The sequence below is a fragment of the Paenibacillus wulumuqiensis genome (assembly GCF_000971965.1).
Lineage (GTDB): Bacteria > Bacillota > Bacilli > Paenibacillales > Paenibacillaceae > Saccharibacillus > Saccharibacillus wulumuqiensis.
This window is the reverse complement of record NZ_LAQP01000001.1, coordinates 898,580-913,972: the sequence shown is the minus strand read 5'-3', so window position 1 is coordinate 913,972 and position 15,393 is coordinate 898,580. Positions and strand designations below refer to the sequence as shown.

16 protein-coding genes are annotated in these 15,393 nt (G+C 49.5%); 10 read left to right on the top strand and 6 right to left on the bottom strand.

Features of this window, described 5'->3' with window-relative positions:
- Nucleotides 1-26: 26 nt before the first annotated feature.
- The gene (locus WH45_RS12045) at nucleotides 27-971 is read right to left on the bottom strand and encodes a tyrosine-type recombinase/integrase (protein ID WP_046214551.1); all 945 of its coding nucleotides are present in this window, start codon (nucleotides 969-971) and stop codon (nucleotides 27-29) included.
- Between the two features lie 629 nt (nucleotides 972-1,600).
- On the opposite strand from WH45_RS12045, the gene WH45_RS12040 reads away from it, so the two are divergent.
- From WH45_RS12040 to WH45_RS11995, 10 genes are all read left to right on the top strand, one after another.
- Nucleotides 1,601-2,425 (top strand): ABC transporter permease, encoded by an 825-nt coding sequence (locus tag WH45_RS12040; protein WP_046214550.1) that lies wholly within the window; start codon nucleotides 1,601-1,603, stop codon nucleotides 2,423-2,425.
- A 129-nt stretch (nucleotides 2,426-2,554) separates the two neighbouring features.
- Nucleotides 2,555-3,631 carry an ABC transporter ATP-binding protein gene (locus WH45_RS12035; protein ID WP_046214681.1) on the top strand — a complete coding sequence of 359 codons (1,077 nt, stop codon included), beginning with the start codon at nucleotides 2,555-2,557 and terminating at the stop codon, nucleotides 3,629-3,631.
- A 96-nt stretch (nucleotides 3,632-3,727) separates the two neighbouring features.
- Nucleotides 3,728-4,882 carry an extracellular solute-binding protein gene (locus tag WH45_RS12030; protein WP_152663545.1) on the top strand — a complete coding sequence of 385 codons (1,155 nt, stop codon included), beginning with the start codon at nucleotides 3,728-3,730 and terminating at the stop codon, nucleotides 4,880-4,882.
- Nucleotides 4,883-4,885: 3 nt separating this feature from the next.
- Nucleotides 4,886-5,725 (top strand): ABC transporter permease, encoded by an 840-nt coding sequence (locus WH45_RS12025; RefSeq protein ID WP_046214549.1) that lies wholly within the window; start codon nucleotides 4,886-4,888, stop codon nucleotides 5,723-5,725.
- A 163-nt stretch (nucleotides 5,726-5,888) separates the two neighbouring features.
- A complete protein-coding gene (locus WH45_RS12020; RefSeq protein WP_052723747.1) occupies nucleotides 5,889-7,475 on the top strand; it encodes a hypothetical protein in 1,587 nt (528 codons plus the stop codon).
- Nucleotides 7,472-7,927 (top strand): hypothetical protein, encoded by a 456-nt coding sequence (locus WH45_RS12015; protein WP_046214548.1) that lies wholly within the window; start codon nucleotides 7,472-7,474, stop codon nucleotides 7,925-7,927. The genes WH45_RS12020 and WH45_RS12015 overlap by 4 nt, the downstream gene beginning before the upstream one ends.
- Nucleotides 7,924-8,988, top strand: a complete 1,065-nt coding sequence (locus WH45_RS12010; protein ID WP_046214547.1) for a CehA/McbA family metallohydrolase — start codon at nucleotides 7,924-7,926, stop codon at nucleotides 8,986-8,988. The genes WH45_RS12015 and WH45_RS12010 overlap by 4 nt, the downstream gene beginning before the upstream one ends.
- A gap of 54 nt (nucleotides 8,989-9,042) precedes the next feature.
- Nucleotides 9,043-9,756, top strand: a complete 714-nt coding sequence (locus tag WH45_RS12005) for a GntR family transcriptional regulator (protein WP_046214546.1) — start codon at nucleotides 9,043-9,045, stop codon at nucleotides 9,754-9,756.
- A 178-nt stretch (nucleotides 9,757-9,934) separates the two neighbouring features.
- Nucleotides 9,935-10,480 carry a GNAT family N-acetyltransferase gene (locus tag WH45_RS12000; protein ID WP_046214545.1) on the top strand — a complete coding sequence of 182 codons (546 nt, stop codon included), beginning with the start codon at nucleotides 9,935-9,937 and terminating at the stop codon, nucleotides 10,478-10,480.
- A gap of 89 nt (nucleotides 10,481-10,569) precedes the next feature.
- The gene (locus WH45_RS11995) at nucleotides 10,570-10,947 is read left to right on the top strand and encodes a PH domain-containing protein (protein WP_046214544.1); all 378 of its coding nucleotides are present in this window, start codon (nucleotides 10,570-10,572) and stop codon (nucleotides 10,945-10,947) included.
- A gap of 182 nt (nucleotides 10,948-11,129) precedes the next feature.
- Here WH45_RS11995 and WH45_RS11990 read toward each other — a convergent pair whose 3' ends face one another.
- From WH45_RS11990 to WH45_RS11970, 5 genes are all read right to left on the bottom strand, one after another.
- Nucleotides 11,130-12,293, bottom strand: coding sequence for an SGNH/GDSL hydrolase family protein (locus WH45_RS11990; RefSeq protein ID WP_052723745.1), 1,164 nt, complete (start codon nucleotides 12,291-12,293; stop codon nucleotides 11,130-11,132).
- 35 nt (nucleotides 12,294-12,328) lie between these two features.
- Nucleotides 12,329-13,090 (bottom strand): SDR family NAD(P)-dependent oxidoreductase, encoded by a 762-nt coding sequence (locus WH45_RS11985; protein ID WP_046214542.1) that lies wholly within the window; start codon nucleotides 13,088-13,090, stop codon nucleotides 12,329-12,331.
- 24 nt (nucleotides 13,091-13,114) lie between these two features.
- The gene (locus tag WH45_RS11980) at nucleotides 13,115-14,077 is read right to left on the bottom strand and encodes an NADP-dependent oxidoreductase (RefSeq protein ID WP_082096738.1); all 963 of its coding nucleotides are present in this window, start codon (nucleotides 14,075-14,077) and stop codon (nucleotides 13,115-13,117) included.
- Between the two features lie 30 nt (nucleotides 14,078-14,107).
- The gene (locus tag WH45_RS11975) at nucleotides 14,108-14,503 is read right to left on the bottom strand and encodes a DoxX family protein (RefSeq protein ID WP_046214540.1); all 396 of its coding nucleotides are present in this window, start codon (nucleotides 14,501-14,503) and stop codon (nucleotides 14,108-14,110) included.
- Between the two features lie 76 nt (nucleotides 14,504-14,579).
- Nucleotides 14,580-15,356 (bottom strand): pirin family protein, encoded by a 777-nt coding sequence (locus tag WH45_RS11970; protein ID WP_046214678.1) that lies wholly within the window; start codon nucleotides 15,354-15,356, stop codon nucleotides 14,580-14,582.
- Between the last annotated feature and the right edge of the window lie 37 nt (nucleotides 15,357-15,393).

Sequence of the window (15,393 nt, the reverse complement as noted above, 5' to 3'; positions counted from 1 at the left end):
TAGTTTCATCTCCAAATAATTCATAGTTATTTGGAGGTTTCTATTTTATTTCTCGGGTTAAATTTTGCTAAAATTGCACGTTTTCTTTTTATCGAAACTTCCGTATAAATTTCTGTTGTGCTCACACTGGAATGTCCAAGTATCTCTTGTACTGCGCGTAAATCCGCTCCATTTTCCAGCAACTGGGTAGCGAATGAATGTCGCAAATAATGGGGGGTTGCACTGTCTGTAATCTTCGCTAATTTTTTGTACTTGGCGAAAATATCTTCGATTCCATATATCGATAATCGGTCGCCATATTTATTTAAAAACAGTGCATTACATGTAGGACTAAATTCATGCCTGATTTGCAGCCATGCTTGAATTTTATCAAGCAGCTCTTTGCTGGATAGGTACAATAGCCTCTCTTTTCGTCCTTTGCCAAAAATAACGATGGAACGGTTACGCAGGTCGATATCTGTAAGACTAATCTGTACCAATTCACCAATACGGATACCTGTAGAGAACAAAAGGTCAATAATAGCGTCATTTCGTACACTCAACCGTGTATGAAATGGCGTTTTTAATTTGGTACGGTCTTGTTGAGGAGCAGCAAGCAGCCGCCGAATTTCATGTACAGGCAGTGTTTTCGGTATCCTTTTGGCCGTTTTAAACTTTTTGCCCAGATCAATGAGAGGTGAGGACTCAATCCATTTTTTATGCGCAAGATAAGCAAAGAAACTTTTAAATGTAATGTATTTTCTTTTAATGGTTGAGTCTTTCAATGCGTTATTTTGGCTGAGGTAAGTAAAGTACATATGAATAATTTCCTCATTGATATGAGCATATTCTTGTTCGGTAAGCCAATCAACTAACATATTAAGATCGGAGAGATACGCTTTGATGGATTTAGGAGAAAGGTTTTTCTCAACATATAAGTAGTGTGTGTACTTTGTAATGTAATTTTTGAAATGATCAGTAGCAATAATCAAAGCAATTCCTCCAAAGTATAATGTTCGTAAACCGGTATCCATTGTAACAAAATGAGCGATCTATAGCCCGGTCAATATTTGTAAATAATAAGATTCAGTATATTCACTTTAAGATATTTTAGCTTTTAACCAGATGAACTATACCCGATCCAGCGGAGAAAAGGTAGTTCGATCAAAGAACGACCTTGGAGCCAGGGAATCAACCTGTACTCCTAATCCATGATTCCCTGGCTCCACCGGAGGACGTGACCGAATCCCTTTTCGCAGCGGATGATGCATTCCCGGGCATTTACCAAGCCAGCAGCTTATTTACAATATCCAAAGTTATTCCCACGCTTACTGCTCTACCCACCATAAAAAGAACAGCCATCTGTTAAGTCAACCGAATGTCACCCCACCATTAAACCAAATCAAATCCAGATAATTCCTTTACACAAAAATAAATAATCCAGCATGTAGAGCAAATAAACGGCCTTTATACTCAGACTCGTAAGTGGTATAGACGTCTAGACAACTTTGACCGATAAGACATATCGATAAATACAATCTGCCCGGTAAAGTTGCACAGACCCTACCATGCCAAATACATATAACAAGCTGAAAGATGTTGCGCAGGAGAGGAAGGAACTATGAACTGGTATTTTCGTTCGCTTGGTGCACGGAGGATTGTGGAATTTGTATTACTGGTCGTGTTTGTCATTTTCTTTCTCGGGCCGCTGCTGAATCTACTGATTCTGGCAGTGTCGGGCAAGTGGCAGTATCCAGCGGCACTGCCGCAGAGCTGGTCCCTGGAATGGTGGCAGTTTGTACTGTCCCAGGATGATGTGCTGGAGTCGATTTCGCTGTCCTTTCTGATTGCGACAGTGGTGACGGTATGCTCGATCATCGTCTGCATTCCGGCAGCCTATGCGTTTGCCCGGATTGCTTTTCCGCTCAGCCGCTGGTTTTTATTTTCCTTTTTGCTGACCCATGCCTTTCCCAAGATGGGATTGTATGTGTCGATCGCGGTATTGTTTTACAAATTTGGGCTGATGAATACGTTTCTCGGCATTGTACTGATCCATATGGTCAATACGCTGATGTTCATGACCTGGATTCCTTCCTCTGCCTTCCGGAGTGTACACCGGGCGCAGGAAGAATCGGCGCGGGATGCAGGAGCGGGACCGCTGCGCGTATTCTGGAAAATCACGCTGCCCATGGCCTTTCCGGGTATTATGGTCGCTTCGATCTTTACCTTTTTGTCTTCACTGGATGAAGCACAGGGGACGCTGCTGGTTGGGATACCGGATTTTAAAACGATGCCGATTATTATGTACTCGATTATCGCCGACTATCCCAACACAACCGGAGCCGTATTCTCTGTCATTCTGACCCTGCCTACGGTCATTCTGCTCGTAGCGGCACGACGGTTTGTCAGTGCGGATGTACTGGCTGGCGGATTCCAGGTCAAATAATAGGCAGATCTCAGCTGTTCCGACTATCTGGTGAGACGGTTAGACAGAGGCAAAGTTAAAATACAGGACGAATCGTCCTTTGAGCATATGGGAGGGTGAGAAAGCACAATGGTACAGGCACAGAGGAAGATGCAGACGCAAGTCGGTACAGCAGAACAAGGGGACACAGAAGCACAGCTATCGATCCGTAACCTGAGCAAAATTTTCAAAACCGGCGATGGTGTCACTGATATCTCGCTGGATGTACAGCCGGGAGAGATGGTCACACTGCTCGGTCCGTCAGGCTGCGGCAAGACGACGGTACTGCGCTCGATAGGAGGATTTCTGGAGCCGGACAGCGGTGATATTCTGATCCGCGGACGCAGTGTGCTCAACCTTCCGCCGGAAAAGCGGCCTACGGCGATGGTATTTCAAAGCTATAATCTATGGCCGCATATGACAGTGCAGGATAATCTGGCCTTCGGTCTTAAAATCCGCAAGCGCAAAAAAGTCGAGATCGAACGCTCGGTCACTGAAGCGCTGGAATTGGTCCAGCTCAGCGGTGCAGCGCGCAAGTATCCGGGCGAGCTGTCCGGTGGGCAGCAGCAGCGGGTAGCGCTGGCGAGAGCGCTGCTGCTGCAGCCGGATGTACTGCTGCTGGATGAGCCGTTCTCCGCACTGGATGCCAAGCTGCGCATGGAGATGCGGGAGGAACTGCGCGAGATTCAGACCAAGACCGGCATGACGATGGTGTTCGTTACCCATGATCAGGAGGAGGCATTGTCCATCTCGGACCGGATTGTCGTGATGCATGCTGGTAAAATCGAACAGCTGTCAACACCGCAGGATATTTATGACCGTCCGGGTTCCCTGTTTGTAGCGAGCTTCATCGGCCGGATTAACCTGATGCGGAGCATCAGCGATGGACAGCATATTGCTGTCGGTTCAAAGGTAGTACAGCAGGACGGCAGCACATCTATTCCAGCTGGAGCCTGCACGCTGGCTGTCCGCCCGGAAGATCTGTATCTGACCGGGGAGCCGGATAGTCTGGAAGGTACGATCCGTCAGGTGATGGTACTTGGTCATTATGCGGAAGTATCTATCCATTGTGAGCAGGAACATCTCAAAATGTTCGTTCCCCGTGAACAGGCGGCCGAGCTGCACAGCGGGCAGGCGGTAAAGGTCGGATTTCATAAATTCACGGCATTCAGTGAGGTCTCATCATAATACGTTAACTGGTCCTATTTCAGAACGAGTGATACCAAATCCATCATCAAATCACAGACAGCGCATACCGCTGCTGTATTATCGGGAGGCAAATCCGTGTTGAAGAAAATGAAATGGAATGTACTGCTTTTGAGCGTGTTATGTATCGCCCTGCTGGCAGGATGCAGTGGCAAGTCGGGTTCGGAATCGGCAAGCGCGAGTGGAGACGGCGGATCGGGTACGACAGAGATTTCCCTTTATACAAGCGGCTCCCTGAACGTCAAGGAACTGTGGGAGTCACTGATCGACAGCTTTGAGCAAAAGAACCCGGATATCAAGGTGAAGCTGGTCTATCTTCCATCCGGAACCGGGGGTCAATCGGCGCTGGATCGCCTGCTCGCCGCCAAGAAGAGCGGCCAGACCAATGTCGATGTGGATCTATATGAAGGAAGCCTGGACGATATCAGCAAAGGCAGCAGCGAGGGTATCTGGGCCAAGCTGGACAGCAGCCAAATCACCAATCTCAAAAATGTAGATGCCAAAGCTCTTGAACAAGCCAAAGACCTGGCTGTACCTTATCGTGCTTCTTCCGTTGTACTGGCGTATAACAGTGCGACAGTGACCAATCCGCCGAAGACGGCAGACGAGCTGTATGACTGGATTCGCCAGCATCCCGGCCGATTTGCCTATAATGATCCATCAACTGGCGGCGCGGGCAGTTCCTTTGTCAATACAGCGATCTATAACTTCCTGCCACCGGAAGATATGAACAGCAGCGATCCGGCGATCGCCCAGAAATGGGGTCAGGGCTTCAATCTGCTCAAGGAACTCGGTCCTTCCATGTATCAACAAGGCGTCTATCCGAAGAAGAATCAGGGCACTCTCGATCTGCTGGCCAATGGTGAAGTCGATATGATTCCGGCCTGGTCCGATATGGCGCTGGAGCAAATCAACAAACAGCTGCTGCCGAATACAATCAAGCTGACGCAGATTGACCCGGCCTTTACCGGTGGACCATCCTATTTGATGATGCCTGAGCTGTCCAGCAAAAAAGAAGCAGCCCAGAAGCTGCTGGATTATGTACTGACACCAGAAGCCCAGACGATTGTCGTTAATAAAATGTACGGCTATCCGGGCATCAAATGGGATCTGATGCCGAAGGAACTGCAGGACCAATTTGCAAGTGTGTCCGCGGGCTACCGTCAGTTCAACAGCGGCGATCTGCAGCAGGAAATCTACAAACGCTGGCAGAGCGAAGTGGCTGGACAGTAACGGATGAGTACATCTGGCAAAAGAGGGATGCTGGGGCTTGCCCTGGTTATCCCCTCCTTTTTAATTCTGTTCGTTGTCGTGATTCTGCCTATTCTGTATGCCGTACGGGAAAGCCTGATTGACCAGAACAGTGGAGAGTTCGGCCTCGGTAATTATATCCGTTTGTTCACGGATCCGGCGATGCGCAAAAATATTACGTATACGCTCAATGTCACGATTGTCTCGACACTGTTATCGCTGCTGATCAGCTATTCCATGGCGGTCTATCTGCGATTCAGCACCAGCTGGATGGCACGCTGGATCAACCGGTTGTATTTTGTTCCGATGTTTGTTCCCGGTGTGATCGCTACGTACGGACTGATTACGCTGTACGGTAATCATGGCTGGATGGTCCGTCTGCTGCTGCTCCTGGGGATCGATTCCTTTCCGAAAATTATCTATGACTATAACGGACTGGTGCTGGCTAATCTGTGGTTTAATATTCCGTTTGCGACGATGCTGCTCAGTTCTGCGCTGGCGGCAGTGCCGAATTCTGTGATTGAGAGTGCACGGGATGCTGGGGCCAATATATGGCAGCTGTTTTTCCGGTTTATTCTGCCACTGTCCTACAAGACGATGTGGGTGGCGATCACGTTTATTTTCATGGGGATTATCGGCAGCTTTACCGCTCCGTTCCTGATAGGAGCCAATTCACCGCAGGTGCTGGGCGTAGCGATGCAGCAGGTGTTTTCCAATTACCAGGAGACCCATACGTCCAGTGCGATGGCTGTATTTATGTTCCTGCTCTGCTCGGTGATGGGCTACTTTTATATTCGTACGATGGGCAAGGATGCTGACGTCTAAGCAGATACATGCATCCGGTGATGGCAAGCTGCTGTTACACAGCCGATATCGTATGCTGGAGCATAACGAATATTTGATATTAGGACCGGCTATCCGAATATAAAACAGACCAAGTATACGAATATACATTACGCTTTTAGAGTGAAACAGGGAGAGTGTGCATATGCCGAACACCAATAACAGCGAGCAGAACATGCAAGAAACCGAAGAGCAGGCAGCCTTCCCTGCCGCTGTGCAGCCTGTAATCATTCATTGGCCGCATGATATTGAGGTACAGCTTTTTTCAACGGAGAATAACGACATGCAGGAAACGAGGCATTCCACTGCAGAGCAGATCGTTAATTCCGCCCAATCGCTGACTTTTCACTTTGATCTCACCGAGAGCCGTGATGTGGTACTGAATCTTACGGCGGTCAGTGACAGCCACTGGCAGCGGGAGAACCGCGAATCTACTGCACTTCGCATATATGTGAATGGAGAATATAACCAGGATCTGATCCTGTTTTATGGAGATCGAGCGTTTATGTACCAGCGCCTGCTCGGACAGCTGGAAGCAGGCACGTATGAAGTCACACTGCATTATGCACTGGAACTGTCCCGCCCGCTGGCAGGAGATATTACGATACAGCATATTGCTATCGGCGGAGTCGATCCGCGGATGCCTGTCTATCGTTACACTCCGGTCGTCTATGGACGCCAACTGCAGCACCCGTATGAGAGCACATTTACCGATACGCCGCTTGTATTGATGTACTGGATGAAGGAAGAGGCAGACCGGACGATTATTGAATATCATATGGTATTCAGCCATGAAGATGAAGGCACACCATCCGGCCTGCTGATGAGCAAATGGGGACGGACCACCGATATCGAGTGGATGTACCGAGTGGAATTGGACCCGGAAGGGAATCTGCTGCGCCACAGTTACCAGGGACCTCATCATATCGAAACGGAATTCAAGGGAGAATATGGCTGTGGAGGCCATCCGGTACTGCAGGCAGCGACAGCCAATGGCAATTTTACCGATACGCCGGTATCGGATTACTGTTATATGCTGCCGCCGCTGTATCGCTGGGACCCGGAATCGGAGCCGAGGGAACAGGTGATGCTGGTTTATCCATTTACCCATCAGGTCAGCAACTGGGAGATGAACCGGCAGTACACGCTGGAACAGCCGGCACGGACGGATTCCTGGCAGCTGGCGGATCAGCGGGGTTATCTGTTTATAAGCAGTACCAAGTATGCAGTGGAACACAGCACGAATGCCGAACCGAACCAATTGGATGAAAGGGTGCATAGATCATCCATGGAAAAGTCGATGCAGCTGCAGCAGACCTGTATCGATTATCAGGTGCGTCTGCACGGTGAGGAGGAATGGCTCTCTTCCAGTTATGGAGATATGCGTATTGGTGATTTTCGTGCAGCGTATCAGGGGCCTTATCATCAATTCTCCACTACGATCAAGCTGGGGGAACAGGTACAGCTGGAACATATCGCAGCGATCCGGGCCGTCCTGCTGCCGGGAGGACTGGATCGAATCGTCGTGGAGGGAGTCTATGCGTATATGCTGAACGATCAGTATCTGCCGCAGGAGGGTATCCGTTCCACTGCACGTATCGAATTGAGTACGAATTCACCATCAGGATTATTATGGACCTGTGCAGAGAATGAACTGCATCAGCCATCCCCACGGGATATTGCACAGCAGGGCGACGTGCCGGGTGGGTCAAAGGAGAATATCCATCTATGAACCGACTATATTATGCGGCCGGAAGTGTAGATTCTTCTGCTGCGCAAAGTCATATTACATATGCCTTTCAGCTGGATCAGCCGGTAGATACCCTGCGGATTGAATTCCGCTATGATCCAAAAAAGCTGGACGATATGGAAACGTCCAAAAAGCTTATTGAAGAAGCGATGAGACGCTATGGATATGAGAGCCAGCAGGAAAAAGACTGGGAGAAATATGCCCCGCTGCAGAATCTGCTGACCCTCTCCATCGACGATCCACGGATCCACCGGGGACAGGCTCACCGTCAGGACCCTCAGCAGACCCATTATCTGTCCGCAGCCAGTGCTTCGCCGGGCTTCTGGCCTGGTGTTAATGAAGCAGGACTATGGAAAATAACGATCAGTCTGCACGCTGTAGTCACAGAACATTGCAATTACGAGTTGGAGGTATGGGATGGAGGACAGGAATGAAGAAGACATGGATAGCATCCGAGCTGCACACCCATACACTGCACAGTGATGGACAGCAGACACTGGAAGAGCTCGCAGTGGAAGCCCGGCGTCTGGGACTGGATTGTATTGCACTAACCGATCACAATACACAGGCCGGTCTGCTGGACCGGGAACGTATGGAACGAGAGACGGGCGTACGCATTCTGTCCGGGATGGAATGGACAACCTTTTATGGACATATGCTTACGCTCGGTATCAGCCGCTATATCGACTGGCGATCGGTCGGACAGCTGGATATCGACAGGGGGATCGATGAAGTGCATGCCAATGATGGTATCGTCGGCATTGCGCATCCTTACCGGATCGGCAGCCCGGTCTGTACAGGCTGCTACTGGGAATACCGGGTGTCCGATTGGAATCAGATTGACTATATCGAAGTCTGGTCCACGCTGATGCCATTTGTGAAAAGAGACAGCCAGCGGGCTTTTGACCTGTGGACGTCGCTGCTGAATGAAGGATACCGGATCACGGCAACCAGTGGACGTGACTGGCATCGAACCAACCCGGAAGATGCTCCGGCTGCGGTTACCTACCTCGGTACGCCGGCTAATGCATGGAAAAGGCATGACAATGAATTACCTGCGGAATCTGCCAACCCGCTGGTGCAGCGTGCCGGCGACAGACTGGCGATTCAGGCCATTCGCAAAGGTGCTGCTGTCATCACGATGGGACCGCTCTTAACCTTGACCGTATCGATAAATGGGGATGAAACCACCAATGAATATGATATTGGCGCCACTTTGTACAGCAGTCCGAATACCAATCTGACCATGCATATTCAGCTGGATCTGCAGCGGAGGCAGGAACAATATCAGCTGCCGGGACAGCATCTGCGTCTGGTTATCTACAGTGATAAGGGAGTGCTCGCCGAGCAGAACATTTTTGCCGGAGCCGCTCAGATTCACGAGTTGGCTATTCCGGTCATGTCGCCTGCCCGCTGGCTGAGAGCAGAGCTGTATGGCTGCTTTGCAGAAGTATATGGACTGCTGGCTTTTACCAATCCCGTCTATTTCCGATGATGACACCTGCTTCGGCTTTATACTGCTGACTTCACGAAAGGATGACATCACTTCATGTCCGTCAAACAGGAACAAATCAAACACCAGATTGAACGCTGGATCCAGGAGCATCATATTCGTCCGGGAGACAGACTTCCCTCCGAGTCTGCACTGGCCGGTCAATTCAATGTATGCCGTACAACCATCCGGGGAGCGATCCGCAGGCTTCGTAATGAAGGAAAAGTATTCGTCAAGCACGGAAGCGGCACATTCATTACACGCAATCTGCAGACGATCCCCAGCTCGCTGGACCGCCTGTACAGCATTGGAGACATGATCCGCTCCGCCGGACTTACCGAGGAGCAGCGGCTGGAATATATTCGGCAGACCGCCTGTCCCGAAGAGGCGGCCGAACAGCTGGAAATGAAGAAAGGCGAACCGGTGATCCAGCTGGAACGCTCCCGAATGGCCAATCTGGAGCCGGTAGCTCACTCCATTAACTATATTCCGGTATCGATTGCCGGCAAGACACTGGAAGCGGAAGGATTCTCCGGTTCACTGTTCCAGCATCTGGAACAGCATGCCGGTATACATATCGTGGGAGCCGATTCACAGATTATCGTTCCATCACCGACTGATGTTCACTGCCAAAAGCTGCTGACCGGACCCGAATCCAATGTACTGCTGCTCAAGCAAATTCATTATGATGAGATGAACCGGCGGGTACTGTATTCGCTGGATTATGTACGCAGTGATATTTTCACATTCTGGATTCGCCGCACCCGTTAAAGGATGGTAATACGTATACCCACCTGGAAGATATCTTCCGGGTTTCTTCATTTACAATGTGTGCTATACGATATAAAATAATCGTTATTCGGTAGTTCACAAGTACTACTGTTTGAATAAACCATAGGCGAGAGCAGATCAATTCTGATACATCATGGAAAAGGAGTGTAGAGCAGCTATGGGAAGTTCAATCCAGATTCGATCTCTTCAATTAGCACATGCCGAAGCACTGCTGCAGATGAAAATCGCGAATCGGGAGTCTATGAGCGTGTACGATCCGGTCCGTCCGGAATGCTATTGGACACTGGAAGTGCAGCAGCAGATTATCATTGATGGACAACAGAGTATGGAGGCAGGCAGCGGGTATATTTTTGGCATATTTGAACAGGAGAGCGATACGCTGGTCGGACGCATTGAGCTGAGCGGTATAGCCAGAGGACCTTTTCAAAATGGATATGTTGGTTATTTTGTTGACCAGCATTATCATGGCCGTGGATACGGTACCGAAGCGCTCCGGCAATGTACAGCCTTTGGCTTTGAGGAAGGACAGCTTCACCGTATACAGGCAGGCGTACTGCCGTGGAATATTCCTTCCCAGCGTGTACTGGAAAAGGTGGGCTTTCGCAAAGAAGGACTGGCTGAGCGCTATCTGCATATTAACGGCAAATGGGAAGATCACCTGCTGTATGCCATGACTGCCGAAGAGTGGCATCCGTCCGTGTAACGGTATGTACCTGTACAAGTACCACCGGAATCTCGGCCATATGCATCACAGCTACATAAATTTAGAAATTACAAAAGGGGCAGATTAGAATGGGAATTTTTGATGGTTTTTTGGGTAATGCATCTACAGTAAGTCTGGGAGAAGCACAGCAGGAATATGCTGCCATTCTCGCTCCGAATGAGCAAATTGAACGGGCCTACAAATTGGTACGCGATATGTTTCTTTTTACAAATAAACGCCTGATTCTGGTGGACAAGCAGGGTATTACAGGCAAAAAGACCGAGTATCATTCCATTCCGTACAAAAGCATCTCCCATTATTCGGTAGAGACAGCCGGCCACTTCGATCTGGATGCGGAGCTGTGCATCTATATCTCCAGCAGTACGGTGCCGATCAAGAAGACGTTTAACAAGAGCGTAAATATCTACGAAGTTCAGAGCGTATTGTCCTATTATATTCTGGGATAACCGTCCAGCCGCTTATAATTGTTCGCTGCATAACTGCTGCATGCCAAAACGTCCGGGTTCTTCTCTCGCAGAAGAGAGCCCGGACGTTTGTATATGACCAAGGGTAAGGGTTAAGCATGAACTATCTGATAATTCCCAATATTCCTATCTTCATAAATAAAACTGTATTATAGCTTCAAGAATCACTCCAGCGAATCCATCAATTTAACTACTGCCTCAGCTATCATTCGGTTGCCCGCATCTCCTGGATGTAGGTGATCGCCGGAGTCCCAGGCTGAGAGGAATCGGGTAGGATGCTCGGGATCTCTGGATAGTAGATCAAGATCCAGGACTGCATCGAATTCTCCGCTGCGGATCCAGGTGTTTATTTGCTGGCGCAGCTGTTCCTTGGCTTCGGTATCGTATAATTCAAATGGTGGCAGCGTTCCGCCGATAATGCGAACCTTGCGTGCATGGGCCCGGGTGATAAGCTGACGGTAACCGGCGATCAGCTCATCTGCAGCAGGTGCAGACTCGGTCGGTGCGAACATCATGCCCGGCATACCGATATCATTGGTACCGATAATGACAATCACGGTATGAATATTCGGCTGACTCAGTACATCCCTGTCAAAACGGGCCAATACATTCCTGCCTTTTACATTGCGGAGCAGACGCCCTCCCGAGATGCCTGCGTTGAGAACCGAGATTTGCCGTGTGGCGAGCTGATCTGCCAGGAAGTTGGTCCAGCGCGTATTTGCATCCAATGTGGAGCCGGCACCATCTGTAATGGAATCTCCGATGGCCACAATGGTACCCGCATGATCCGGCGCATCCACCATGATGCTTTTGATATACATATAGACATCAGTCATCTGGTCTGCCGGGAAATCTACATCTGTCAAATGATCGCCCTGTGCCATATATGTAGTCTGCCGGGCATCCCAGTGAAACGTCGAGGGTATACTCTCTTCCGGTAAAAACAGGCTGATACCCAACAGACCGAGCGGCTCCATATGCAGTGCGACAGGATCGCTCAAGACCGTGGCATGGGCCGGGATCGTAACAGATGTACTCCCACTGAATGTTAACACTCTGAGTGACTCCGCATGGATCATCGTATCATTAGCCATCAGAGCGGCAGTGGCTCCGCCAATTACCAGCGGCTGATTACCATATTCATTGGATAGCTCAATGCGGAGGTGACCGCCGCCTAGACTCATACGAGCAATCTGACGAATTGTCTGCTGGAAGAGTCGACTGGGCAGCTTGGTGGGGAAGGGGAACTCTTCTCCCCAGACCGGTTCGGGGCTGGCATACCAGCTGGTTACCCAGGATAGCTGTGTATTTTGGTTCATTTCACTCATAATGAATCCCTCCGTTTGGATAAAATATTTATCAATTAACGGGCTGTCTGTCCGCCGTCCAGAGTGAATGTCTGTCCGGCTGCAAAGCTGGCCGCTGGAGAAGAGAGAAAAACAACTGTCTCGGCGATCTCTTCAGGCCGGGCAACGCGTCCTGCAGGAACATTGCCAATAACGGTCTGACGGAACTCCGGATCGTCCAGCCACTCTTTGATCATGGGCGTCTCGGTAAGCCCCGGCGCTACAGCGTTAACACGGATATTTTGTGCCGCATATTCGATGCCCGCTGCTTTGGTCAAGCCTACAACGCCATGTTTGGCTGCTACATAAGGAGACATAAACGGGTCCGCGATCAGACCGGCAACAGAAGCGGTATTGACGATCGTGCCGCTGCCCAGCTTCAGCATGGCTTCAATTTCATACTTCATCATGAGGAAGACCCCTTTTAAATCTACCGCAATGGTTCTGTCAAAGTCGGCTTCATCCATTTCGACAAACGGTTTGGAAGGAGGCAGGACACCAGCGTTGTTAAAAGCGTGATCCAGACGTCCAAAACGGTTCACGGTCTGTGTGACGAGCGCCGCTGCCTGTTCCCGATCAGATACATCCGTGTGGAAAAAGGCGGCGGTTCCTCCGGCTTGCTCAATGAGCTGCACTGTCTCAAGACTTCGCTCATCCACATCACCAATAGATACAATAGCACCACGCTTTGCAAAAGCCAGCGCCGCTGCGCGCCCAATACCGGTAGCTGCACCTGTAATCAGTACTACGTGATTTTTAAAATCCTCCAAAGTTGTCATGTTTATATCCTCCTTTAATATATATTAATTTTGTTCATCCACGATAACGACGACCCGCCCGGTGACCTGTTTATTTTCATATCGGCGATGTACATCGGCCAGTTCATGCAGTCTGACTCTTTCCGTAATGATCGGCTGGATGACTCCTGCATCGATCAGTCGGGCGATCTCGGTCAGCTGTTGGACGTCAGGATGCGAATTGGCCCGGATAGCCCGGATACCGAGCGATTCTGCCAATTGTTCATCAGCGGCACCGACCACGGATATGAAGCTGCCACCACGATGAAGCAGGTACAGGAGAGAGCCGAGTTCAGCCGATCCGGCAGGAGAGAGGTTGAAAATGAGATCCACCTTTTCCGGTAATGCCTCGGTGATGGATTCATGGGTATAGTCAATGATCTGGTCGACCCCGAGCTTTTCGAGCAGATCGATTTTTCTGGAGGAAGTTGTACCGATAACATAGGCACCTTTCCATTTGGCGAGCTGTACGGCCAGCGTTCCTACGCCTCCGCTGGCAGCAGTGATCAATACACGCTGACCCGGCTGAAGATTGCCCAGTTCGAACAGCGCTTGCCAGGCTGTCAGAGCTGCATTGGGAATAGCGGCAGCGTCATGCAGATCCATATTGCGAGGAGCTGCTACCAGATCGGCAGCTTTGCTGACTACATACTCTGCCGAAGCACCATTTTGGGCTACATTCAGAAAAGCGAACACTGCATCGCCAGGCTGGAATGCGGAGACCAGGCTGCCTGTTTGTGTGATCGTCCCCGATACATTCACACCGGGAATAAACGGAAATTGAAGCGGCAGGAAAGGCTTGAATGCACCGGAGCGCAGCTGGGCATCAAAAGGATTGAATGATGTAGCAGAGACTTTGATAAGTACTTCGTCTGCAGCAGGTTCTGGGATGGGAGCTTCTTCATAACGGATAACGTCCGATGTTCCATACTCGTGAATTCGCACAGCTTTCATTGTTGAATTAGTCATGGATACAACCTCTTTTCCTATTTTTTTGGGTTAAATCAATGCGTCCAGGGAGTAAGTACCGGCACCAATCAATGCGATGCTGACAGCGGCTGCGATCAATACAATATGATATTCATAACCATTGGAAGTAGCCCATATTCCATTTTTGCCGTGTACGGTTTTAATGGCACCTATCATGGTCAATGTGATGATTATTGCAGCCAGTGGTGTAAATAATCCGAGAGCGAATAGAGCACCGCCAACGAGTTCCATGAGTCCAACGATGACCGCCATCATAACACCGGGTTTAACACCAATGGATTCCAGCCATCCTCCAGTTCCTTTGGGACCATAGCCGCCAAACCAGCCAAACAACTTTTGAGCACCATGCCCGACAAATAACAATCCAACGACCAGACGCACAATCAATAATCCTACAGCTACCATAATTAACATCTCCTTATTATTGTTTTGTTTTCATAATCTTTATTTTAAGATATTAGAGCCGACGATAGATATTACTTTATTTTTTGGGAAGCAGTGGATAATTCACAGTAGTGGGCACTTTGATTAGAACCAATCGTAATGTTTCCTCTGCCGGGTTGGTAATTTGTACGGTGGCTTCATGATCTGCATAAGCAACGATAAAGTCTTGATGGTGAAATGCTACAGCGTCTCGTGCTCCATCGGCATCTTGCCAGCTTCCCTGTCCCCGAATTGCCAGTGCTGTCAGCGTGTATCCTGCTGGTACCGTATGCGAATACGATGTACCGCTGCTGATTTCCACATCCCACATCTGGGCATCGGCAACCAGATGAATCGGAGCGTCACCACCGATGATGGTCTTAATCGAGTAGCCGGCAGCGCTATGATCCTGCGGAAAGTCGTTATGCTCATATTGTCGGTAGGAAGGTGTTCTCTGTACCGCTGCTTTCAATTCAGGTTCAAACCAGATCTGAAACAGTTCAGTGTCTTCGCTGAGTCTCTCCTGATGACTGACGCCGGAACCGGTCTGCATAACCTGTACACCGCCTGAACGAACCGTACTGCTGGTGCCAAGGGTATCACCATGAAAGGCATTACCTTGTATCACATAAGTCAGGATTTCAAAGCCTTTGTGTGGATGGAGTCCAATCTTGGCATCTGTGCGGGCATTTGCCCAGGCCCAGTAAAATAATGGCCCAACCCGTCTGACAATCGATCCTTCACCGGAAAAGCCAATCGGTTTCTGCTCTGTGATATTACCGCCGTCAAATTCTCCTGTTCCCTGCATGGCAGGTGTATACACTCTTGGTTGCATCATCATCAACCTCCTTATATTTTGCATACTGTCGGTA